Below are 24308 nucleotides of genomic sequence, written 5' to 3' on the forward strand. Positions count from 1 at the left end.
CAGTGGATCAGCCGCGCAGCTGCTCCAGCGCGGCGTTGAAGGTCGCGCTCGGGCGCATCGCCTTGCTGGCCTTGGCCACGTCCGGGCGGTAGTAGCCGCCGATGTCCACGGCCTTGCCCTGCACCGCGATCAGTTCTTCAACGATCTTCTGCTCGTTGTCGGTCAGCGCCTTGGCCAGCGGCGCGAAGCGTGCCTTCAGTGCAGCATCTTCATTCTGCGCGGCCAGGGCCTGGGCCCAGTACAGCGCGATGTAGAAGTGGCTGCCGCGGTTGTCGATGCCACCCAGCTTGCGCGACGGCGACTTGTCGTTGTCCAGGAACTGGCCGTTGGCTTCGTCCAGCGCCTTGGCCAGCACGCGGGCTGCGGCGTTGTCGTAGCGGTTGCCCAAGTGTTCCAGCGACGCTGCCAGGGCAAGGAACTCACCCAGCGAATCCCAACGCAGGTAGTCCTCTTCAACGAACTGCTGCACGTGCTTCGGAGCCGAACCACCAGCACCGGTCTCGAACAGGCCGCCACCGGCCATCAGCGGCACGATCGACAGCATCTTGGCGCTGGTGCCCAGCTCCATGATCGGGAACAGGTCGGTCAGGTAGTCGCGCAGCACGTTGCCGGTCACCGAGATGGTGTCCTCGCCCTTGCGGATGCGGTCCAGCGAGAACGCGGTGGCTTCCACCGGCGGCAGGATGCGGATGTCCAGGCCGTTGGTGTCGTGGTCCTTCAGGTACTGCTCGACCTTGGCGATGACCTGCGCGTCGTGGGCGCGGGCGGCATCCAGCCAGAACACGGCCGGGGTGCTGCTCAGGCGGGCGCGTTCGACGGCCAGCTTCACCCAGTCCTGGATCGGCGCGTCCTTGGTCTGGCACATGCGCCAGATGTCACCGGCCTCCACGGCGTGCTCGAACACCACGGTGCCGGCGTCGTCGGTGACCTTGACCACGCCATCGGCAGCGATCTGGAAAGTCTTGTCGTGCGAGCCGTACTCTTCGGCCTTCTGCGCCATCAGGCCGACGTTCGGCACCGAACCCATGGTGGCCGGATCGAAGGCGCCGTGCGCCTTGCAGTCGTCGATGACGGCCTGGTACACGCCGGCGTAGCAGCGGTCCGGAATGACCGCCTTGGTGTCCTGCAGCTTGCCTTCGGCGTTCCACATCTTGCCGGAGTCGCGGATCATCGCCGGCATCGAGGCGTCGACGATCACGTCGCTCGGCACGTGCAGGTTGGTGATGCCCTTGTCCGAGTTGACCATGGCCACGCCCGGGCGCTGCGCGTACTCGGCAGCCAGGTCGGCTTCGATCGCCGCACGGGTGGCTTCAGGCAGCGACGGCAGGCGCGCAGCCAGGTCACCGATGCCGTTGTTGGCATCGAAACCCGCCTGCTTGAGCACGTCGGCATGCTTGGCCAGCACGTCCTTGTAGAACTCGTTGACCGCCACGCCGAACATGATCGGATCGGAGACCTTCATCATGGTCGCCTTCAGGTGCAGCGAGAACAGCACGCCCTGGGCCTTGGCATCGGCGATCTGCTCGCCGATGAAGGCGGCCAGTGCCTTGCGGCTCATGACGGCGGCGTCGACGATCTCACCCGCCTTCACTGCGGTCTTTTCCTTCAGCACGACGGTGCTGCCGTCCTTGCCGTGGAAGGTGATCTTCAGTGAACCGGCGTTGGCCAGGGTGGCCGACTTTTCGCTGCCGTAGAAATCACCGGCGGCCATGTGCGCGACGTGCGACTTCGAATCCGACGCCCAGGCGCCCATGCGGTGCGGATGCTTGCGCGCATAGTTCTTCACCGACAGCGGTGCGCGGCGGTCGGAGTTGCCTTCGCGCAGCACCGGGTTCACCGCGCTGCCCTTGACCTTGTCATAGCGCGCCTTGTAGTCGCGCTGCTGGTCGTCAGCCGGGGTTTCCGGGTAATCCGGCAGCGGATAGCCCTGGTCCTGCAGTTCCTTGATGGCCGCCTTCAGCTGCGGCACCGAGGCGGAGATGTTCGGCAGCTTGATGATGTTGGCGTCCGGGGTGGTCGCCAGCTGGCCCAGCTCGGCCAGGTCGTCGCTGACCTTCTGCGCGTCGCTGAGCAGTTCCGGGAACAGCGACAGGATGCGGCCGGACAGCGAGATGTCACGGGTTTCCACCACGATGCCGGCAGTGGCGGTGTAGGCACCAACGATCGGCAGCAGCGACTGGGTGGCCAGGAACGGTGCTTCGTCGGTCAGCGTGTAGAGGATCTTGGACATGGGGGACTTGGACTCTGTAGCAATGCTCAGGGGAAGGCCGGCGCCAGCGCCGGGCCACGTGCAACCGTGTCGCGCGCGGGGCCGGGCCCCACGCTTTCCCCCGTCGCCGTCAGGGTGGGCGCGCGGCGGGGAAACCCCTGCATTGTCGCGTTTTCAGCCGCGCGGGGCAAAGCCACGCCATACGCGACGGTACTGCACCACTGTGTTGCGCCGCTGGCTCGCTTCCGGTCTGGAAGCTGAGGCTTGATGGCTAATTCGACTTCCCGCTCGTTGAGGCACGCATGACCCACTCCGACAATCGCGGCCCCCACTCGGCATGCCTTGGACAGGTCAATGTCTGTGAGCGCTTGCTTTGCTGGAAGTTGCAGATGCGGAATCCCCCAACAACGGCGGCCAGGCTGGCGAGTTCATCAGCCGTCGCTGCAGAGCCTCGGATGTGCAGCGAACCGGCGCCAGACGATCCGGGCCGAACGTAGACGTCGTACCGGGTGGAACCTCCTTCCGCCCTTGCATACCCCGACACGACATATCCGCCGTCCGTGAAGCGCAGATCCGGCGTGCTTCCTGACGCAGGCTTTTCGGGGGCATCGCCCTCGTAGATCAAGGCGACTTCCCGATCATCGCTTCTGACGCGGTGCACGCCGAAGTCAACAGGTGCCTCGTAGGTCACGGACATGCCTGTTGGCACGCGCAGACAAGCGCCATATAGGAAGTGGTCGCAACTGTAGCTCCACAGGCTAGATTCCTGGGCCCACGAAGTGAGCGGGCACAAGAAAGCGAAGAAAACCAAAATGCGTGAAAGCATCTCAACGCTCCCGTTTTTGAACCGCCGAATCGCCTTCTACAATTCCACCGATGGTATGGCTGTCAACCACACCGGGAACCCTATTCATGATTCCGTCGCCACGTGCAGGATTGGGCAGCCCCGTCGTCTTGTCATAAAGATCATCCACACCGCCAAGATGTGACACTTCATGAGGAACAACACCCTTGTCAAATCTATCCAGGACATTGATCTCGCCCTTCTTTCCGCCCAACTCCGCGAAACTCCGTCCGCTGCGGTGGGAGGTTTCCCCGTTGACAAGCTTTATCTCATTACGGGCGGCCCGCGGAGTACTTCCGAGTATCGCCCAATAAAAAAGGACGCAGCCTCGCGGCTGCGTCCATCGTGAGCCCTGCCGGGAGAGAGTCGGCAGGACTTACTTGACCTCGAACTCCTGCGGCGTTCCGGCCGCCTTGCCATCGACGGTGACTTCGGCGCGGTACTTGCCGGCCGGCCAGCCCTTTGCATTCTTGAACGTGACGTTGGTGGTTTCCGCGCCACTGGTGTTCAGGGTGGCGTTCTGTTCGCCGGCCACCTGGCCGTCCTGGTAGGTCAGCTTCGCGCCAACAGTGACGTTGTTGGCAGCGCCGTCGGTCTTGACCGAGACGATGACGTCATCCTTCGGTGCGAACAATGCCGTCGTCGCAACCGACTTGTCGGCGGCTGCGGTCTTGCCGACGGTCACTGCCGAGACGCTGACTGCAGCGGCTTCGGCCATCGGCGGCGGTGCGCCGGTCATCGGTGCAGGTGCTGCCGGTTCGGCCGGCGCGGTCGCTGCCGGAGCGGCGTTGCTGTCGGTCGACTCTTCTTTCTTCTTGCAACCTACCAAGGCAACGCTGCCCAGCAGGGCGGCGATCAGGGCGGTCTGGAGCGGGGTGGTCTTGATCATTCGGGGTTCCTCCCAGGGATTGTCGGACGGCGTTCGATGGCCGGCTTACTTCGGCGGCAGCTTCAGGGTCTGGCCCGGGAAAATCTTGTCCGGGTCATCAAGCACATCGCGATTGGCTTCGAAGATCTTCTTCCAGGCGTTGGCATCGCCCAGATGCTGCTTGGCGATCTTCGACAGCGAGTCACCCTTCTGCACGGTATAGGTGCCGCCGCTGACAACGTCTGCGGTGCTGTCCACCGAGGCGCTGACGCCGGAGAAGTCCGCCTTCGGCACCTGCTCGGCGGTACTGTCGACACTGCCACTGACACCGGAGAAATCGGCTTTCTTCTCGGTACTCATCCACAACTCCCGTCTGCATGACTACGTGGTTCGCACGGTGCCATGGAGGTTGTTAAATGGGGATGGTGCAGATGTGAAGCCGCCCCCGGGGGCGGCTGAACAATCGGGAGAGCCGGTGCCCGGTAGTGCCGGCCGCTGGCCGGCTTGCGCTGGTCCTGGATGCGGGTTCCCTGCGGTTGCCGGCCAGCGGCCGGCACTACCCGTAACCGCCTGCGGCGGTTACTGCCGCAGTTCGCGGTAGGTCGCGGCCGGGGCAGCGATGCCGGGGCTGGCACGCCAGGGATTGATATCCAGGCCACCACGGCGGGTGTAGCGGGCCTCCACTTCCAGCCACTGCGGCTGGCAGCGGGCGGACACCTCGCTGAAGATCCGTTCAACGCACTGCTCGTGGAACTCGGCGTGCTCGCGGTAGCTGACCAGGTAGCGCAGCAGGCCCGCGCGGTCGATCTTCGGCCCACGGTAACGCAGGCTGACCGTGGCCCAGTCCGGCTGGCCGGTGACCGGGCAGTTGGACTTCAGCAGCGCCGAGACCAGGGTCTCCTCCACCACCTCGCCCGCATCGGCCGCGAGGAAGTCCGCCTGTGGCGGGCCGTAGCAGTCGATCTCCACGTCCAGCCCGTCGATGGATTCACCGAGCGGCGTCTCGCGCAGGCCCGGCAGGCCGAACTCGACCTGGACCGGCGCACCGGCGCAGGCCGACAGGTCCGCGATGATGCGCGCGCGCAGCGCTTCGGCAGTGTCGATGCGGGTACTGTTGAGGGAATTCAGGTACAGCTTGAACGACTTCGATTCGATCAGCCGCGGCGAGGTGCACGGCACCTGCACGGTGGCGACGGCGACCTGCGGCTTGCCACGCGGGTCGAGCCAGCTCAGCTCGAAGGCATGCCAGCGGTCATGGCCGACGAACGGCAGCGCGGCGTCATCGAGGCCGATCTCGGCGCGGGCACCGCTGCGGGGGATGGGAAACAGCAGGCCGGGATCGTACTGCGACGGGTAACTGACCTCGCGACCGAGGCTGGAATCCTGTGGGGTGTTCATGGGGGTCATTGTATCGCGCGGAGGGCGGGCCTTCGGCCCGGCCGGCCAACGGCGGAGCCCCTCCGTGGTGGTTTTGTTGGTTGGTGGTGGAAGGCGGTCTATCGGCTTGGCCGGGTGGGTAGGCGGGTCGGGGGACGCCGTAAACCCGTCCTTGGGGGCTTGGCCGCGGCATCCATGCCGCGGACACCCCCGCCCCGCCTACCCACCCGGCCCCTGACAGTTCCCTGCACGCGGCCACCACCACGGGAAAGATCAGAAAAATCAAAATCAAAAGCCAATCCTTCAGACATTCCGGATGTCTGCCCGTGTCGACCAAGGTCGACACCCACCAACAGCCGCGTGAACCTGTCGGGTGCAGGGCTGCAAGCCCTGCCGGAAACCCTCAGCCCGCAGGAGTGCCGGCACCGTTCAAGTAATCCAGGCTCACCTGCAGCAGCGCCCGCAACCCGACATCCAGCGCCTTCTCATCCAGCAGGAACTTCGGCGAATGGTTCGCCGGCGCCGTCGCCGGGTCGATGCCCACGCTGGTCGAACCCACGAAGAAGAACATCCCCGGCACCTCCTTCGCGTACAGCGAGAAATCCTCCGCGCCCATCTGCAGCGGCGGCTCGTACACGTTGTCCTTGCCCACCACCGCCTGCAGGCTCGGCAGCATCTTCGCGGTCAATGCCGGGTCGTTCACCGTGGCCGGGTTGCCTTCCGATTCGTAGATGTCGGTCACCGCCTTTGCCCCGTGCGCGGCGGCGGTGTGCTCGGCCACGTTGCGCAGGTCGGCGAAGATCTGCTGGCGCATGCCTTCATCAAAAGTACGGATGGTGCCGACCATTTCCACTTCATCGGGAATGATGTTGTAACGAATCCCACCGTTGATCGCGCCGAAGGTCAGCACTGCCGGCTGCTTCGACAGGTTGGCGCGGCGGCTGACGATGGTCTGCGCGGTGCCGACCAGATCGGCGGTGGCGACGATCGGATCAACACCGTTCCATGGCGCCGAGCCGTGCGTCTGGCGGCCGATCACCTTGATGCCGAAACGATCCGAAGCCGCCATCAGCGGACCACCACGCACCGCGATCTGTCCTGCCTGCACGCTGGAAAACACATGCAGCCCGAATACGGCTTCCGGCTTGAAGTCGGCGAACAGCCCTTCCTTCAGCATCAGGGCAGCACCACCCTCTTCCGGCGGCGGTGCACCCTCTTCGGCAGGCTGGAAGATCAGCATCACCTGGCCCGGAAGGTCCTTCTTCATCGACACCAGTGCTTCGGCCACGCCCAGCAGGGTGGCGGTGTGCGCGTCATGGCCACAGGCATGCATCACGCCCACGGTCTGCCCGCGGTACTGGTCGGTGGCCTTGGAGGCGAACGGCAGGCCGGTCTGTTCGGTCACCGGCAACGCGTCCATGTCCGCACGCAGGGCGATCTTCGGCCCGGGCTTGCCGCCTTCGATGATCGCCACCACGCCGTGATGGGCGATGCCGGTCTTCGGCTTCAGGCCCATCGCACGCAGCCGCTTGGCGACCTCGGCCGAGGTGCGTGCCTCGCGGTTGGACAGTTCCGGATGCTGGTGGAAGTCGCGGCGCCATTCGACCACCTTGGCCTGCAACCGCTGCGCGGCAGCGGTCACCTCCGGGCGCTGCCCGTCCTGGGCATGAGCAAGGGCCGGCAGGGCCAGCAGCAGGGCGGACAGCAGCAGCGAACGGCGCATCACGATCTCCACGGCAAGGGGTTCCAGCTGAATGTAGGGCAACACCGGCGCTACGGGAACCTCCCCGGCCGGATCCGGTCTTAGCGCCCGTCCCATCCGTCATGCAGGAAACGCGATGTGGCACAGGTATGCTTTGCGCATTGCCCCCGGGGTCCCGCCCGGTCCAGCCCTCTTGGAGTCCTCGTAATGTCACGTGTTTGGAAGATCGTGCTGCTGGTCGTGGCGGTACTGGTGCTGGCCGTGGTCGGCCTGCGCGTCGTCGGTGGGGGCAAGGACAAGGCTGGAAAACCCGCTGCGGGCGCGCGCCAGGGCGGCGAGGATCCGGATGCCGGCCCGGTGCCGGTCACCGTGGTCGACGCTACGCGCCAGGACGTGCCGGTGTATGCCAGCGCACTGGGCACGGTGACCGCGATGAACACCGTTACGGTCAGCCCGCAGGTCGGCGGCCAGCTGATGAGCCTGAATTTCCGCGAAGGCCAGGAAGTGAAGCAGGGTGATGTGCTGGCGGTGATCGATCCGCGCACCGCCCAGGCGAGTTACGACCAGGCCGCCGCGGCCAAGCGCCAGAACGAAGCGCTGCTGGCCACCGCGCGCTCCAACTACCAGCGCTCGAACGCGCCGGAGTATCGCCAGTACGTCGCCAAGACCGATCTGGATACACAGCGAAACCAAGTGGCACAGTACGAAAGCGCAGTCGCAGCGAACGAGGCCAGCATGCGCTCGGCGCAGGTGCAGCTGCAGTACACCAAGGTCACCGCACCGATCACCGGCATCGCCGGCATCCGCGCGGTCGATGCTGGCAACGTGGTCAATGCCGGCACCGCGCTGGTCACGCTGACCCAGATCCACCCGATCCACGTACTGTTCAACCTGCCCGAGCGCCAGCTTGGCGACGTGCGCCAGGCGCAGGCCGCCGGCGCGGTACCGGTGGCGGCGCTGGACCGCGCCGACTCGCACGTGCTGTCCGGTGACGGCAAGCTGGATGTGGTCGACAACCTGATCAGTGCCGACAGCGGCACGTTCAAGGCGCGCGCCCTGTTCGACAACACCGACAACGGTCTGTGGCCGGGCCAGTTCGTCAACGTGCGCATGCAGCTGCGCACGATTGCCGGCGGCGTGGTCATCCCCACCCAGGCGGTGCTGCGTGGCCCGGACGGCGAGTACGTCTACATCGTGCAGGGCGACAACACGGTAAAGATGCAGACCGTGCGCAGCGGCGTGGAAGTGGGCGACAGCCAGGTGCAGATCGCCGAAGGCCTGAAGGGCGGCGAGCGGGTGGTCAGTGAAGGCCAGTTCCGCCTGAAGCCGGGCAGCAAGGTCAACGCGCTGAAGCCGGGCGAGACCCCGGCCGCACCGACCGAGGCCGAGCTGAAGGCGGCCGAGCAGAAGAACGGTGGCGGCAGTGGCCGTCGCGGTGGTGGCCCGCGCTGAGCGCAGGCCACAGTTCTCCCTCGCGCCGGCACACCTGCCGGCGCCGACATTGAAGTGCCAGCAAGGATCAGTCCGTGGGCTTTTCGACGATCTTCATCCGCCGCCCGATCGCCACCTCGCTGCTGATGGCGGGCCTGTTGCTGCTCGGCATCCTCGGTTACCGCAAGCTGCCGGTCTCGGCGCTGCCGGAAATCGATGCCCCCAGCCTGGTGGTCACCACCCAGTATCCGGGTGCCAACGCCACCACCATGGCCTCGCTGGTCACCACGCCGCTGGAGCGCCAGTTCGGGCAGATCTCCGGGCTGGAACTGATGACCTCCGACTCGTCGGCGGGCCTGTCGACGATCATCCTGCAATTCTCGATGGACCGCGACATCGACATCGCCGCGCAGGACGTGCAGGCGGCGATCCGCCAGGCCACCCTGCCCTCGTCACTGCCTTACCAGCCGGTCTACAACCGGGTGAATCCAGCCGACGCGGCCATCGTCACCCTGAAGCTGACGTCTGATACGCGTCCGCTGCGCGACGTCAACAACTACGCCGACTCGATCCTGGCCCAGCGCCTGTCGCAGGTGCAGGGCGTGGGCCTGGTCTCGATCGCCGGCAACGTGCGCCCGGCCGTGCGCATCCAGGTCAATCCGGCGCAGCTGTCGAACATGGGCCTGACCCTGGAACAGCTGCGCAGCGCGCTGACCCAGGCCAACGTCAATGCGCCGAAGGGTTCGTTGAACGGCAAGACGCAGTCCTACAGCATCGGTACCAACGACCAGCTGGCCAGCGCCGCCGAGTACCGCGACACCATCATCAGCTACAAGAACGGCCGTCCGGTGCGGTTGTCCGACGTGGCCGAGGTGATCGATGGCGTGGAGAACGACCAGCTGGCCGCCTGGGCCGATGGCAAGCCGGCGGTGCTGCTGGAAGTGCGCCGCCAGCCCGGCGCCAACATCGTGCAGACCGTCGAGCGCATCCGCGCGATCCTGCCGCAGCTGCAGGGCGTGCTGCCGGCCGACGTGCACCTGGAGATCTTCAATGACCGCACCGAGACCATCCGCGCCTCGGTGCATGAAGTGCAGTTCACCCTGATCCTGACCATCGGCCTGGTGGTGGCGGTGATCTTCGTGTTCCTGCGCCGGTTGTGGGCCACGATCATTCCCTCGGTGGCGGTGCCGTTGTCGCTGGCCGGCACCTTCGCGGTGATGGCCTTTGCTGGCATGTCGCTGGACAACCTCTCGCTGATGGCGCTGGTGGTGGCCACCGGCTTCGTGGTCGACGATGCGATCGTGATGATCGAGAACATCGTGCGTTACATCGAGCAGGGCAAGAGTGGCAAGGAAGCGGCCGAAATCGGTGCGCGCCAGATCGGCTTCACCGTGCTGTCGCTCACCGTTTCGCTGGTGGCGGTGTTCCTGCCGCTGCTGCTGATGCCCGGCGTCACCGGCCGCCTGTTCCACGAGTTCGCGTGGGTGCTGAGCATCGCCGTGGTGCTGTCGATGCTGATCTCGCTGACGCTCACCCCGATGATGTGCGCCTACCTGCTCAAGCCCGACGCCCTGCCCGAAGGCGAGGACGCGCATGAGCGCGCGGCAGCGGCCGGCAAGCAGAACCTGTGGACGCGCACCGTCGGCCTGTACGAGCACAGCCTGGACTGGGTGCTGGGCCACCAGCGCCTGACCCTGGCCGTGGCCGGCGGCGCACTGGTGCTGACTGTCCTGTTGTACGTGCTGATTCCCAAAGGCCTGCTGCCCGAACAGGACACCGGCCTGATCACCGGCGTGGTGCAGGCCGACCAGAACATCGCCTTCCCGCAGATGGAGCAGCGCACCAAGCAGGTGGCCGAGGCACTGCGCCATGATCCGGACGTGACCGGCGTGTCGGCGTTCATCGGTGCCGGCAGCATGAACCCCACGCTCAACCAGGGCCAGCTGTCGATCGTGCTGAAGGAGCGCAGCCAACGCGATGGCCTGGACGAGATCCTGCCGCGCCTGCAGAAGGCGGTGGCCGGTATTCCGGGCGTGGCCCTGTATCTGAAGCCGGTGCAGGACGTGACCCTGGATACCCGCGTGGCCGCCACCGAGTACCAGTACTCGCTGTCGGACGTGGATTCGGCGACGGTGGCGACCCAGGCCACGCGCCTGACCGAAGCGCTGCGCAAGCGCCCGGAACTGGCCGACGTCGACAACAACCTGTCCAACCAGGGCCGTGCGCTTGAGCTGAACATCGACCGCGACAAGGCCAGCGTGCTGGGCGTGCCGATGCAGACCATCGATGACACGCTCTACGATGCGTTCGGGCAGCGCCAGATCTCGACCATCTTCACCGAGCTCAACCAGTACCGCGTGGTACTGGAAGTGGCGCCGGAGTTCCGCACCAGCACCGCGCTGATGGAACAGCTGGCCGTCGCCTCCAACGGCGCCGGTGCACTGACCGGTACCAACGCCACCAGCTTCGGCCAGGTCACCTCGTCGAACTCGTCGACCGCCACTGGCATCGGCGCGCAGAACACCGGCATCACCGTCGGCGCCGGCAACATCATCCCGCTGTCGGCCCTGGCCGAAGGCAAGGTCAGCAGTGCGCCGCTGGTGGTCAGCCACCAGCAGCAGCTGCCAGCAGTGACGGTGTCGTTCAACGTGGCGCCGGGCTATTCGCTGTCCGAAGCCGTGCGTGCAATCCAGGAGACCAAGGACAGCCTGGACATGCCCACCCACCTGCATGCCGAATTCATCGGCAAGGCCGCCGAGTTCACCGGCAGCCAGACCGACGTGGTGTGGCTGCTGCTGGCGTCGCTGGTGGTGATCTACATCGTGCTGGGCGTGCTGTACGAGAGCTACATCCACCCGATCACGATCATCTCCACGCTGCCGCCGGCCGGTGTCGGTGCACTGCTGGCGCTGATGCTGTGCGGGCTGAGCCTGTCGGTGGACGGCATCGTCGGCATCGTGCTGTTGATCGGCATCGTCAAGAAGAACGGCATCATGATGGTCGACTTCGCGATCGAGGCGCGCCGCGCTGGTGCCAACGCGCACGAAGCGATCCGTCGTGCCTGCCTGCTGCGCTTCCGCCCGATCATGATGACCACCGCCGCGGCCATGCTCGGTGCACTGCCGCTGGCGCTGGGCACTGGCATCGGCTCGGAACTGCGCCGCCCGCTGGGCATCGCCATCGTCGGTGGCCTGCTGCTGTCGCAGCTGGTCACCCTGTACACCACGCCGGTGATCTACCTGTACATGGAGCGCTTCTCCGAGTGGCTGGCGCGCCGCCGCGAGCAGCGCGCCCTGCGTGACGGCACGCTGCAGGAGCCGCAGGCATGATCCACGCCCCGCTGCTGCGGGGGGCCGCACGATGAACCTGTCCGGCCCCTTCATCCGCCGCCCGATCGGCACCGCGCTGCTGGCCATCGGCCTGTTCATGGTCGGCCTGATCTGCTACCTGCGCCTGGGCGTATCGGCGCTGCCGAACATCGAGATCCCGGTGATCTTCGTGCATGCCAGCCAGTCCGGCGCGGACGCGGCCACCATGGCCTCCACGGTCACCGCGCCGCTGGAACGCCATCTCGGCCAGCTGCCGGGCATCGACCGCATGCGCTCGTCGAGCTCGGAAGGCAGCTCGCTGGTGTTCATGATCTTCCAGAGCGGCCACAACATCGATTCGGCGGCACTGGACGTGCAGACCGCGATCAACTCGGCACAGGCCGACCTGCCCTCCGGCATGGGCTCGCCGATGTACCAGAAGGCGAACCCGAACGATGACCCGGTCATCGCCATCGCGCTGACCTCGCAGACGCAGTCGGCCGACGAGCTGTACAACGTCGCCGACTCGCTGCTGGCGCAGCGCATCCGCCAGATCAGCGGCGTCGCCTCGGTCGACATCGCCGGTGCTTCGACGCCGGCGGTACGCGTGGACGTCAACCTGCGCCTGATGAACGCACTCGGCCTGACCGCCGACGACCTGCGCAACGCCGTGCGCGCGGCCAACGTGACCTCGCCCACCGGCTTCCTCAGCGATGGCAACACCACCACCGCGATCATCGCCAACGATTCGGTGGCACGCGCAGCCGACTTCGCCGACCTGGTGGTCAAGACCCAGGGCGATGGCCGGGTGATCCGGCTGAAGGACATCGCCAACGTCTACGACGGCCAGCAGGATGCCTACCAGGCGGCGTGGTTCGACCACAAGCCGGCGGTGGTGATGTACGTGTTCACCCGCGCCGGCGCCAACATCGTGGAGACCGTGGACCGGGTCAAGGCACAGATCCCCGCGCTGCGCGACTACCTGCAGCCGGGCACCACGATGACACCGTACTTCGACCGTACGCCGACCATCCGCTCGTCGCTGCATGAAGTGCAGATCACTCTGCTGATCAGCCTGGCGATGGTGGTGCTGACCATGGCGCTGTTCCTGCGCCGGCTGGCACCCACGCTGATCGCCGCAGTGACCGTGCCGCTGTCGCTGGCCGGTGCCGCGCTGGTGATGTACGTGATGGGTTTCACCCTGAACAACCTGAGCCTGCTGGCGCTGGTGATCGCGATCGGCTTCGTGGTCGACGATGCGATCGTGGTGATCGAGAACATCATGCGCCACCTCGACGAAGGCATGCCGCGGATGCAGGCAGCGCTGACCGGCGCGCGCGAGATCGGCTTCACCATCGTCTCGATCACCGCCTCGCTGGTGGCGGTGTTCATCCCTCTTCTGTTCGCCAGCGGCATGATGGGTGCGTTCTTCCGCGAATTCACCGTCACCCTGGTCGCGGCCATCGTGGTCTCGATGATCGTGTCGCTGACGCTGACCCCGGCGCTGTGCAGCCGCTTCCTCAGTGCGCACGACCACAGCGCGCCGCCGTCGCGCTTCGGCCGTTGGCTGGATGCCGGCCATGAGCGCATGCTGCGCATCTACACCGTGTTCCTCGACTTCTCGCTGCGCCACGCGCTGCTGATGTCGCTGACCCCGCTGATCCTGATCGGCGTCACCGTGTTCCTGTTCGGTGCGGTGAAGAAGGGTGCGTTCCCGCCGCAGGACACCGGCCTGATCTGGGGCCGCGCCAACTCCAGCGCCACCGTCTCCTTCGAGGACATGGTCGCCCGCCAGCGCCGCATCACCGACATGCTGATGGCCGACCCGGCAGTTAAGACCGTGGGCGTGCGCCTGGGCAGCGGCCGCCAGGGCTCCAGCGCACAGTTCAACATCGAGCTGAAGTCGCGCAGCGACGGCCGTCGCGAAACCACCGCGCATGCGTTGGCGCGACTCAGTGCCAAGGCCGATCGCTACCCGGACCTGCAGCTGCGCCTGCGCGCGATCCAGGACCTGCCCAGCAACGATGGCGGCGGTTCCAGCCAGGGCGCGCAGTACCGCATTTCCCTGCAGGGCAACGACCTGGCCGCACTGCAGGAATGGCTACCCAAGCTGCAGGCGGAACTGAAGAAGAACCCGAAGCTGCGCGATGTCGGTACCGACGTGGACAACGCCGGCCTGCGCCAGAACATCCAGATCGACCGCGCCAAGGCCGCACGCCTGGGCATCACCGTGGGTGCCATCGACGGCGCGCTGTACGGTGCGTTCGGCCAGCGCCAGATCTCCACCATCTATTCGGACATCAACCAGTACAGCGTAGTGGTGAACGCCCTGCCCTCGCAGACCGCCACGCCAGCGGCGCTGGATGAAGTGTATGTGCGTGCACGCAACGGCGACATGGTGCCGATCACCGCGGTGGCCACCCAGATGCCCGGCTTGGCACCGTCGCAGATCACCCACGAAAACCAGTACACGACGATGGACTTGAGCTACAACCTGGCTCCGAACGTGAGCATGGGTGAGGCCAAGGCAATCATCGACGCAACGGTGGCGGGCATGCGCATGCCCGGCGACATCCGCCTGGCCGACGATGCGGGCTTCGGCTTCAATTCCGATCCCAGCGACATGCTGATCCTGGTACTGGCGGCGATCCTGACCGTGTACCTGGTGCTGGGCATGCTCTACGAGAGCCTGATCCACCCGGTCACCATCCTGTCCACGCTGCCGGCGGCGGGCGTCGGTGCGCTGCTGGCGTTGTTCGGCACCAACACCGAGCTGTCGGTGATCTCGATGATCGCGCTGGTGCTGTTGATCGGCATCGTCAAGAAGAACGCGATCATGATGATCGATTTCGCGCTGGTGGCGCAGCGCGAGCATGGGCTGGCACCGCGCGACGCCGCACGCGAGGCCAGCATCGTGCGCTTCCGCCCGATCATGATGACCACCATGGTGGCGATCCTGGCGGCCGTACCGCTGGCGATCGGCCTGGGCGAAGGGTCGGAGCTGCGCCGCCCGCTGGGCATCGCGATGATCGGCGGCCTGCTGTTCTCGCAGAGCCTGACCCTGCTCAGCACGCCTGCGCTGTATGTGATCTTCTCGTGCCTGGCCGAACGCTGGCGGGCCCGTCGCGCACGCAAGCGCGAAGCGAAGCTGCTCAAGCGCGCGCAACGGGCGTAGAAGAGCCCATCCACGCAGGGCGTGGATCTACTGGTAGCGCCGGCCGCTGGCCGGCGTTCTCCGTACAGCCAATCTGCCGGCCAGCGGCCGGCATTACCGTGGGTACGGACCGTGGGTACGGACCGTGGGTACGGACCGTGGGTACGGACCGTGGGTGCGGACCGTGGGTGCGGACCGTGGGTGCGGACCGTGGGTGCGGACCGTGGGCACGGATGGTGGGTGCGGACCGTTGGTCCGCATGCCTCCGGGTTTGACGCACGGTAACGAAAAGAGAACAATTCTCATCCAGCCATGGTCCTGCGCCCCTTCGCGGCGCCCCGCTGCCATCTCCGGCCAGCCTGCGTGATCCCAGCCACTGCCCCTTCCCCCACCCGTGGGCGGATGGCCTGTGGCCGTCCGTCGAGGACCACCATCGATGCTGCCTTCCCGTTCTCCCCGCCTGGCCCTGCTGGCCATCGCCCTGTCAGCCGCCTGCGCTGCCCATGCCGAAGCGCCGGCCGTCAGCCGTAACGCCACCGATCTGGATGCGGTGAAGGTCACCGCCGAACGCACCCATACCGACGCCGGCGCACTGGGCGACCGCGCCCTGCGCGACACTCCGTTCGCGATCACCGCTGTTGGCCGCGAGCAGATCGAGCAGCGCCAGGTGGTCTCGCTGGGCGAAGCCTTCCTGCTCGACCCTTCGGTCAGCACCCAGGTCAGCGCCTATGCCAGTGGCTGGAGCTCGCCCATCCGCAACCGCGGTCTGGAGCTGAACTACGACAGCTACCGGGTCAATGGCCTGCAGGTCTCTTCCTGGGGCACCGAATGGCCGCTGGAAGTGATGGAACAGGTCGATCTGCTGAAAGGCCCGGGCGGATTCCTGTATGGCTTCGGCACCCCCGGCGGCATCGTCAATTACATCACCAAGAAGCCGACGGACACGCCCACCTTCTCCGCCCAGCTGGGCTGGCGCGAACAGGGCATCGTCAGCGGCGGCATCGACGTTGGCGGCCGCTTCGGCAACGAGCAGATGTTCGGCTACCGCTTCAACGCCTTCCAGGAAAAAGGCGAGACCTTCAATGGCGGACACGTCGATCGCAAGGTTGGCGCACTGTCGCTGGACGCGCGCCTGAGCGATGCGCTCACCTGGACCTTCGACGGTGTGTTCCAGTCGCGCGACCTGCGCGAGGAATCACCGCAGTACTACTTCCGTGGCCTGACCTCGTTGCCGCGGCCGATCGCCGGAGATACCGACAACAGCGTGCCCGGCACCTACTACGACACACGCTCCAGCCTGCTGTCGACCGGCTTGAACTGGCAGATCAACAGCGACTGGAAAGCCAGCCTGAGTTACGGCGTCACCACCTCGTGGAATGACGTCAACAAGATCTTCGCCTACATCGACGATCTCAACGGCGACTACGACGTCAACGTCTACGAACTGGGTGGCAAGAGCGAGTGGAAGCTGGCCCAGGCGATGCTGCAGGGCAGCTTCCGCACCGGCCCCCTTCAGCATCAGGTGGTGGCGGGCATCAGCCACCAGACCGGACTGGGCTGGGACCGCCCCTACGAGTGGAACCTGATTGGCCGCGCCAACCTGTACCAGCGCCATGCCATCCGCCACGACGCCGTTGGTTCGCGGGTGATGACCCGCGGCGACGAGACGGTGCAGCAGGCGGTGTTCGCAAGCGATACGGTGAACCTCGGCGGCGGCTGGTCGGTGCTGGCGGGCTGGCGCTACAACGACTTCGAAACCAAGGGGCGGTACCACACCTACCCGGTCACCCCGACCTACGCCGTGATGTTCAAGCCCAGCGAGGCGGTCACCCTCTACGCCAGCTACATCGAGTCGCTCGAAGCGGGCAGCCGCGTAGGCAACAGCTACATCAACGCCGGTGACGTGCTCGATCCCACCATCAGCAAGCAGTACGAGATCGGGGCCAAGGTCGAAGCGGCGCGTTGGAATGCGAACGTGGCCGCGTTCCGGCTGGAACGTGGTGCCAACATCGATGAGCTCACGCCGGCCGGCAAGCGCCTGGTGCAGGACGGCATCACGCTGTACGAAGGCATTGAAGCCAGTGCCGACCTGCACCTCAACGATGCACTGACCGTCGGCGGCGGCGTGACCTGGCTGGATCCGACCTACGACAAGCTGTCCCCGGGCAGTGCCGCACAGGAAGGCAACCGCACCGCCGGTGCTGCGCGCTGGAGCGGCGTACTGCACGCCACCTACCAGCTGCCGTGGGTAGACGGCTTGGAAACCTATGCCGCCGTGCGCTATTACGGCGGTGTCTGGTACGACGCCGACAACACCCTGAAGCTGCCTGACTACACGCTGGTGAATGCAGGCATCGGCTATCGCCTGCTGGCGTCCGGCCATCCGGTGACCCTGCGTGCCAGCGTCGAGAACCTGGCCAACCGCAGGTACTGGTCCAACGCCGGCGCCGGCCTGCCGCGCACGTTCGCGGTGAGCGTGCGGTTCGACATGTAATGCCCGGCAAACCGGTAGTGCCGGCCGCCGGCCGGCTCCTCGCACCTCCGTCCGGGCGCATGAGAGCCGGCCAGCGGCCGGCACTACCGGGTATTCCCTCGCGGGCTGTCCCCTTCACCCCGTACCCGCAATAATGGTGGGAGACCCTTCCACCGAGCCTGCATGCCCGCCCGCGAATCCCGTCTCAGCCGCCTGTGGGCCCACGAGAAGGCCAGTTACGGCCTGCGGGTGTTCATCGCCCTGACCGCAGCGCTGGCGGTGTGCTGGCAGCTGGATGCGCTTACGGCCCTGCCCGGCGTGTTCCTGGGCATCATCGCCAGCGCCATCGCCGAGACCGACGACAACTGGTGGGGCCGGACCAAGGCCGTGGCGCTGTCGCTGCTGTGTTTCTGCATCGCGGCAGCCTCGGTGATCTGGCTGTTCCCGTGGCCGTGGATCTTCATCGGCGCGCTGGCGCTGTCCACCTTCGGCCTGACCCTGCTCGGCGCGCTCGGCGAGCGCTATGCGTCCATTGCCCAGGCCACGGTGACGCTGGCGATCTACACCATGATCGGGCTGGAGCAGCATGGCGCCAGCGACCTGCACAGCGCGCTGGACGCGGTCAGCCACCTACTGGCCGGTGCGGTCTGGTACGGCCTGCTGTCGATCCTGTGGACCGCACTGTTCGCCAACCGTCCGGTGCGCGAACGCGTGGCGCGACTGTACGTTGAACTGGGCCGCTACCTGCAGCTGAAGGCCGCGCTGTTCGAGCCGGTGCGCGAGGCCGACCTGCAGCGGCGCCAGCTGGACCTGGCCGAGCAGAACCGCCGCGTGGTCGGTGCATTGAATGAAGCCAAAACCGCGATCCTGGCGCGCTTCGGCCGCTCCGGCCGCCCCGGCGTGAACTCCGGCCTGTACCTGCGCCTCTATTACATGGCACAGGATTTCCACGAGCGCGCCAGCTCCTCGCACTACCCGTACGGCGCGCTGGTCGATGCCTTCTTCCACAGCGATGTGCTGTACCGCTGCCAGCGCCTGCTCGACCTGCAGGGGCAGGCCTGCGCACGGCTGGGCGAGGCGATCCGCCTGCGCCGTCCATTCGTGTACGGCGAAAGCAACCAGCAGGCCGGGCGCGACCTGGCCGATGCACTGGCCTACCTGCGCGACCAGCAGCGGCCGCAATGGCAGCGCCTGCTGGGCTCGCTGGACCTGCTGGTGCACAACCTGCGCAGCATCGAACGCCGCCTGCTGGACGCGGAGCGCTCCGAAGCCAGCCTCGACAACGTCGACACCCGCCTGCGTGACAGCAACCCGCATACCCTGCGCGAGATGGGCGTGCGCATCCGCCAGCAGCTCACGCCCGGCTCGGTGCTGTTCCGGCACGGCCTGCGCATGGCATTGGCGCTGATCGCCGGCTTCGCGGCAATCCGCTTGTTCAATGCACAGAACGGCTCGTGGGTGCTGCTGACCATCGTGTTCGTGTGCCGCCCCAACTTCGGCGCGACCCGCCAGCGCCTTGCACAACGCATCGTCGGCACCGTGGCCGGCCTGGTGCTGACCTGGGCACTGCTGCAGCTGTTCCCACAGCTGCACGTACAGCTGCTGATCGCGCTGCTGTCGGCGCTGCTGTTCTTCTTCACCCGCACCGACCGCTACCTGGTGGCGTCGGCGGCGATCACGGTGATGGCCCTGACCTGCTTCAACCTGATCGGCGACGGCTTCGTGCTGATCGTGCCGCGCATGGTCGATACGCTGCTGGGTTGTGCGATCGCCGCCGCGGCCGCCTTCCTGATCCTGCCCGACTGGCAGGGCCGGCAGCTGCATCTTGTGCTGGCGCGGGTGCTGGACACCGCCGCGCGCTATCTGGATTCGGTGCTGGGCCAGTACCGCAGCGGCATGCGTGACGATCTGGCCTACCGCATCGCCCGGCGCGACATGCACAACGCCGACGCCGCGCTGTCCACCGCGCTGTCGAACATGCTGCGTGAACCCGGCCATGTGCGCCGCAATCTGGATGCCGGCTTCCACTTCCTGGCGCTGTCCAACACACTGCTCGGGCACCTGTCGGCGCTGGGTGCGCACCGCGACCAGGTGGACAGCTACGCCGGCGATCCGCTGGCGCTGGCTGCCGGTGAGCGCGTGCGCAAGGCGCTGCAGCAGCTGGCGACGGCCCTGAGCGCTCGGCAACCGGTCAGCGAGGACGACAACGACGCTGATCGCGCGGTGGCGGCCGAACTGGAACAGATCGACGAGGCGATGCCGCCGAAGCTGCAGCTGATCCGCACGCAGATGGCGCTGGTGCTGCGGATGCTGCCGAAGGTGCGGGCGGCGGCGAATGAGGCGGTGACCAGCCTGACCTGATCCCTCATCGCTGGTCGGACATTCCATCCACGCATGGCGTGGATCTACTGCACCGCGTGCAACCGTGTGTTGCGTATGGCGATGCGCCCCGATCACGTTCCCGCGCGGATACTGGGCGATCCCTGCTCCCCCGGATTCCCCATGAAGATTGAACTCTCCGGCCGTACCGCGCTGGTCACCGCCTCCACCGCCGGCATCGGCCTGGCGATTGCCCAGGGCCTGGCCAACGCGGGCGCGCGGATCATTCTCAACGGCCGCAGCACCGACAGCGTCGAACGCGCCCGCCAGCGCCTGCTCGACGCCGTTCCGGGTGCCGACGTGCTCGGCGTGGCCGCCGACCTCTCCGATGCGGCCGGCGTCGACACGCTGCTGGCAGGCCTGCCCAAGGTCGACATCCTGGTCAACAACGCCGGCATTTTCGGCCCCGAGGACTTCTTCGAGACCGAAGACGCGACCTGGGAACGTTACTGGCAGACCAACGTGATGTCCGGCGTGCGCCTGTCGCGGGCACTGTTGCCGGCCATGGTCGATGCCGGCTGGGGTCGCGTCCTGTTCATCTCGTCCGAATCGGCACGCAACATTCCGGCCGACATGATCCACTACGGTGTCAGCAAGACCGCGCAGCTGTCGCTGTCGCGCGGCCTGGCCAAGCGCGTGGCCGGCAGCGGCGTCACCGTCAACGCGGTGTTGCCCGGCCCGACCCTGTCCGACGGTTTCGCGGCGATGTTCGAAGATGAACGCCAGCGCAGCGGCAAGCCACTGGAGCAGATCGGCCGCGAGTTCGTGATGGCACACCGGCCGTCTTCGGTGATCCAGCGCACCGCCACGGTCGAGGAAGTGGCCAACATGGTGGTGTATCTGGCCTCGCCGCAGGCCTCGGCGACCTCGGGTGCGGCGCTGCGCGTGGATGGCGGCGTGGTCGACGATATCGTCTGAGACCTATCAAGGTGTGCGGACCAACGGTCCGCACCCACAGTTGTGGGGCTTCAGTAGATCCACGCCATGCGTGGATGCATCCCGCCATGGTCCCGGCGGATAGGCAGGAATGCTAGGCTGCGCCGGTCAAGGAGGCTCCATGTCCGGTCACAACCAGTTCGCCCTGCTGCGCCAGCGCCGTTTCCTGCCGTTCTTCGTGGTCCAGGCGCTCGGTGCGTTCAACGACAACGTGTACCGGCAGGCGATCATCAGCATGTTGCTGTTCATGGCCGTGCCGGAAGAAGAACTGGGGCTGTATGCCACGCTGGCGCCGGCCATCTTCATCCTGCCGTATTTCCTGTTCTCGGCGCTGGCCGGGCAGATCGCCGACAAACTGGAAAAATCGCGGCTGATCGTGATCACCACCACCATGGAGATCGTGATCATGTCGCTTGCGGCCACCGGCTTCCTTACACAGAGCCTGCCGGTGCTGCTGGTCGCCCTGTTCTGCACCGGCATGCAGTCGACCCTGTTCGGCCCGGTGAAGTACTCGGTGCTGCCGTCGGTGCTCAAGCCCGAAGAGCTGACCGGTGGCAACGGTCTGGTTGAAATGGGCACCTCGATGTCGATCCTGTCCGGCATGATCGTCGGCGGCCTGGTGTTCACCGTGGCCGGCAGCCACGGTACGGTGGTGGCGGCCTGCGCGATCATCGGCCTGGCGATCTGCGGCAACATCGCCGCCCGCCTGATTCCCAAGGTCGATGCCGGCGATCCCACCCTGAAGATCAACTGGAACCCGTTGCCCGAATCGCTGGCGGTGCTGCGCATGGCACGCCAGCAGAAGGCCGTGCGCAACTCGATCCTGGGCGTGTCCTGGTTCTGGTTCGTCGGCACCGTGCTGACCTCACAGCTGCCGGCCTATGCGGTGACCAACCTCGGCGGTGAGCCGATCCTGTACATCTTTGCGCTGGCCCTGTTCTCGGTCGGCACCGGCATCGGCTCGCTGCTGTGCGAGAAGCTGTCGGCGCGCACAGTGGAAATCGGCCTGGTGCCGCTGGGTGCATTCGGCATGACCGCGTTCCTGCTCGACCTGTACTTCGCCCGCAGCGGCGAGGCGACGGTGCACGGGCTGACCATCGGCACCTTCCTGCAGCAGCCCGGCAGCATCCGCATCGTCATCGACCTGATCGGTATCGGCCTGTTCACCGGCATCTTCGTGGTGCCACTGTTCGCGCTGATCCAGAGCCGCACGCCGAAGGCGCAGATGTCGCGCGTGTTCGCGGCGCTGAACATCCAGAACTCCGGCTTCATCGTCGGCGCAGCCCTGTTGTCACTGGCCGCGCACAAACTGCTGCACTGGAGCATCCCGCAGCAGTTCCTGGCGCTGGCCATCGCCAACGCGCTGGTGGCGATCTACATCTTCACCATCGTCCCCGAATTCCTGATGCGCTTCCTCAGCTGGCTGATGGTGCGCACCCTGTACCGGCTGCGCCCGCACGGCATCGAGGCCAACGTGCCCGACGAGGGCGCCGCGCTGCTGGTCTGCAACCATGTCAGCTACATGGACGCACTGATCCTGTCGGCGACGATTCCGCGCCCGGTGCGCTTCGTCATGTACTACCGGATCTTCAACATCCCGGTGATGCGCTGGATCTTCCGCACCGCCAAGGCGATCCCGATCGCCGGCGCGCGTGAAGACCCGGCACTGATGCAGCGCGCGTTCGACGAGATCGACGCCGCGCTGGCCGAAGGCGAGCTGGTCTGCATCTTCCCGGAAGGCGCGCTGACCAAGGATGGCGCGATGGCACCGTTCAAGTCCGGCGTCGAGAAGATCCTCGAACGGCGGCCGGTACCGGTGGTGCCGATGGCCCTGCGTGGCATGTGGTCGAGCATGTGGAGCCGGCGCGACAGCCGCCTGGGTCGCATGCGTGTGCCGCGCCGTTTCCGTGCCACCGTCGAGGTTGTAGCGGCACCGGCCGTGGATGGCCACAGCACCAGCGCCCCGGTACTGGAGGCCCAGGTGCGGGCCCTGCGCGGCGATCACGCCTGACGGAATCGGCCCGCCAGGCGGGTCCGGCAATCTCCCCCGCATACGTCACCGTTCACTGGCGTACGCGACATGTCGTGACTGTAAACGCATACATGCAACGCAGGTTGCGGTAGATTACGCACCCACAGGGGGGAGGTCCGGCCGATTCATCATGGCCGGCCACCAAGGAATGGAGTCTCGCTTTGAATCAACCACCACCGCTCAGCCGTCCGGTCTACATCCCCAACCATCTGGTCTGGGCGATCCTGACGACGCTGTTCTGCTGCCTGCCGTTGGGCGTGGTGTCGATCGTCTATGCCTCCCAGGTCGATGGCCGCCGCGCGGCCGGCGATCTTCCGGGGGCCTACAGTGCGTCGCGCAAGGCGGGCTGGTGGGCGGCGGCTTCGGCCGTGGCCCTGCCGGTCCTGTTGCTGTTGTGGTTCGGGCTGTTCGGCGGCTTGGCCGTACTGGGCGCTCTTTCCGACCAATGATTCACCACCACCACCCATCAAGGAGCTTGAACCCATGAATACTGCTACTCCGCAGGTCCCGAACAACCTGGTCTGGGCGATCCTGACCACCCTGTTCTGCTGCCTGCCGGCCGGCATCGTGTCGATCGTCTACGCCGCCCAGGTCAACGGCAAGCTGGCGGCCGGCGACATCGCCGGCGCCCAGGACTCCGCCGCCAAGGCCAAGAAGTGGGCCATGTGGTCGGCCATCGCCTGGGTCGTGCTGGTCGTGCTGTACGTGCTGTTCTTCGTTGTGCTCGGCGGCATGGGCGCGATGAGCAACGGCAACTACTGATACGCCTGGACGGATCCGGCGCCTGCGCCGGATCCGTTGTTGCATGTCCGCGCTTCCCGCTCGTTCCCGACTCGCCCGCTGGGCACCGCTGCTGGTTTCCGCCGGCCTGGCCGTGGGTGCCACGGTGGTGCTGCGCAACGTCAATCCGTATGTCGCCGGCAATCCCCTGCCGAGCTGCCCGCTGTACGCGCTGACCGGCCTGTACTGCCCGGGCTGTGGCAGCACGCGCTGCCTGTATTCCCTGGTCCACTTCGACCTGCCCGGCGCGATGGCGATGAACCCGCTGCTGGTCATCAGCCTGCCGTTCCTGTTGTTGATGCTGCTGAACATCGCCGGCATCCGCCCGCGTGTGCTCGACCCGCTGATGCGGGTGCTGGCCAATCCCGTGTTCTGGCTCTGGGTGCTGCCCGGGTATGCGCTGCTGCGCAACCTGCCGTGGGCACCGTTCACCGCACTGGCACCGATCTAGGTTTCCAGCCAACGGCGCAGCCCCTCGTGGTGGGCGGCGTTTGAAGGTAGAAGCCTTGGGGGTGGCCGGGTGGGTGGGCTGCGCAGGGGGCGCTGCAAGTACGTCCATGTAAGCTCGGTCGCCGCATCCATGCGGCTCACGCCCCTGCACAGCCCCCCCACCCGGCCACGAACAGTTTCCGTGTGCGTCCACCACGGAAAAGAAAGAGAAGATCAAAAGCGGAAGCGGATCGCTTCGCTCTGCATCCACGCATGGCGTGGATCTACCGTGTCGACCAAGGTCGACACCTACCAACAGCCGCGGGAATCTGTCGGGGGTGGGGCGGTGTGGGGCTGCAGGACCGTTGGCGCCATGGGCCCGAGGC

16 protein-coding genes are annotated in these 24308 nt (G+C 66.4%); 10 read left to right on the forward strand and 6 right to left on the reverse strand.

From position 1 onward, the window contains the following. Nucleotides 1-7: 7 nt before the first annotated feature. The 6 genes from N5D91_RS08635 to N5D91_RS08660 all read right to left on the reverse strand — a co-directional run bounded on the left by N5D91_RS08635 (nt 8) and on the right by N5D91_RS08660 (nt 7021). Nucleotides 8-2230 carry an NADP-dependent isocitrate dehydrogenase gene (locus N5D91_RS08635; RefSeq protein WP_153854674.1) on the reverse strand — a complete coding sequence of 741 codons (2223 nt, stop codon included), beginning with the start codon at nt 2228-2230 and terminating at the stop codon, nt 8-10. A gap of 806 nt (nt 2231-3036) precedes the next feature. Next, nucleotides 3037-3267 (reverse strand): hypothetical protein, encoded by a 231-nt coding sequence (locus tag N5D91_RS08640; RefSeq protein ID WP_134951482.1) that lies wholly within the window; start codon nt 3265-3267, stop codon nt 3037-3039. A 162-nt stretch (nt 3268-3429) separates the two neighbouring features. Beyond that, complete coding sequence (locus N5D91_RS08645; RefSeq protein WP_032130280.1) at nt 3430-3942, reverse strand: hypothetical protein; 513 nt, start codon at nt 3940-3942, stop codon at nt 3430-3432. Between the two features lie 45 nt (nt 3943-3987). Beyond that, nucleotides 3988-4281 (reverse strand): LysM peptidoglycan-binding domain-containing protein, encoded by a 294-nt coding sequence (locus N5D91_RS08650; protein ID WP_005419771.1) that lies wholly within the window; start codon nt 4279-4281, stop codon nt 3988-3990. Nucleotides 4282-4500: 219 nt separating this feature from the next. After that, complete coding sequence (queF, locus tag N5D91_RS08655; RefSeq protein WP_153854675.1) at nt 4501-5319, reverse strand: NADPH-dependent 7-cyano-7-deazaguanine reductase QueF; 819 nt, start codon at nt 5317-5319, stop codon at nt 4501-4503. Between the two features lie 382 nt (nt 5320-5701). Then, on the reverse strand, nt 5702-7021 hold the full coding sequence (locus N5D91_RS08660; RefSeq protein WP_110714390.1) for a M20 family metallopeptidase: 1320 nt from the start codon (nt 7019-7021) through the stop codon (nt 5702-5704). 186 nt (nt 7022-7207) lie between these two features. On the opposite strand from N5D91_RS08660, the gene N5D91_RS08665 reads away from it, so the two are divergent. From N5D91_RS08665 to N5D91_RS08710, 10 genes are all read left to right on the forward strand, one after another. Continuing rightward, nucleotides 7208-8452 carry an efflux RND transporter periplasmic adaptor subunit gene (locus tag N5D91_RS08665; protein ID WP_164162722.1) on the forward strand — a complete coding sequence of 415 codons (1245 nt, stop codon included), beginning with the start codon at nt 7208-7210 and terminating at the stop codon, nt 8450-8452. A gap of 74 nt (nt 8453-8526) precedes the next feature. Continuing rightward, on the forward strand, nt 8527-11760 hold the full coding sequence (locus tag N5D91_RS08670) for an efflux RND transporter permease subunit (protein WP_180854035.1): 3234 nt from the start codon (nt 8527-8529) through the stop codon (nt 11758-11760). A gap of 31 nt (nt 11761-11791) precedes the next feature. Next, complete coding sequence (locus N5D91_RS08675; protein ID WP_180854036.1) at nt 11792-14914, forward strand: efflux RND transporter permease subunit; 3123 nt, start codon at nt 11792-11794, stop codon at nt 14912-14914. 415 nt (nt 14915-15329) lie between these two features. Further along, on the forward strand, nt 15330-17387 hold the full coding sequence (locus N5D91_RS08680; protein ID WP_180854037.1) for a TonB-dependent receptor: 2058 nt from the start codon (nt 15330-15332) through the stop codon (nt 17385-17387). A 162-nt stretch (nt 17388-17549) separates the two neighbouring features. Beyond that, entirely contained in the window at nt 17550-19727 is a 2178-nt protein-coding gene (gene yccS / locus N5D91_RS08685; RefSeq protein ID WP_180854038.1) for a YccS family putative transporter, read from the forward strand. A 141-nt stretch (nt 19728-19868) separates the two neighbouring features. Then, nucleotides 19869-20663, forward strand: coding sequence for an SDR family oxidoreductase (locus N5D91_RS08690; protein WP_180854039.1), 795 nt, complete (start codon nt 19869-19871; stop codon nt 20661-20663). Nucleotides 20664-20802: 139 nt separating this feature from the next. Continuing rightward, a complete protein-coding gene (locus N5D91_RS08695) occupies nt 20803-22692 on the forward strand; it encodes an MFS transporter (protein WP_110713958.1) in 1890 nt (629 codons plus the stop codon). A 182-nt stretch (nt 22693-22874) separates the two neighbouring features. Further along, nucleotides 22875-23162, forward strand: coding sequence for a CD225/dispanin family protein (locus N5D91_RS08700; RefSeq protein WP_110713959.1), 288 nt, complete (start codon nt 22875-22877; stop codon nt 23160-23162). Nucleotides 23163-23196: 34 nt separating this feature from the next. Then, nucleotides 23197-23475: a CD225/dispanin family protein gene (locus tag N5D91_RS08705; RefSeq protein ID WP_032127177.1), complete on the forward strand. Its 279-nt coding sequence runs from the start codon at nt 23197-23199 to the stop codon at nt 23473-23475. A gap of 43 nt (nt 23476-23518) precedes the next feature. After that, the gene (locus N5D91_RS08710) at nt 23519-23944 is read left to right on the forward strand and encodes a DUF2752 domain-containing protein (protein ID WP_006473646.1); all 426 of its coding nucleotides are present in this window, start codon (nt 23519-23521) and stop codon (nt 23942-23944) included. The last annotated feature ends 364 nt before the right edge of the window (nt 23945-24308 follow it).

The organism is Stenotrophomonas sp. GD03794 (assembly GCF_029842145.1).
In the GTDB taxonomy this organism is placed as follows: Bacteria; Pseudomonadota; Gammaproteobacteria; order Xanthomonadales; family Xanthomonadaceae; genus Stenotrophomonas; species Stenotrophomonas riyadhensis.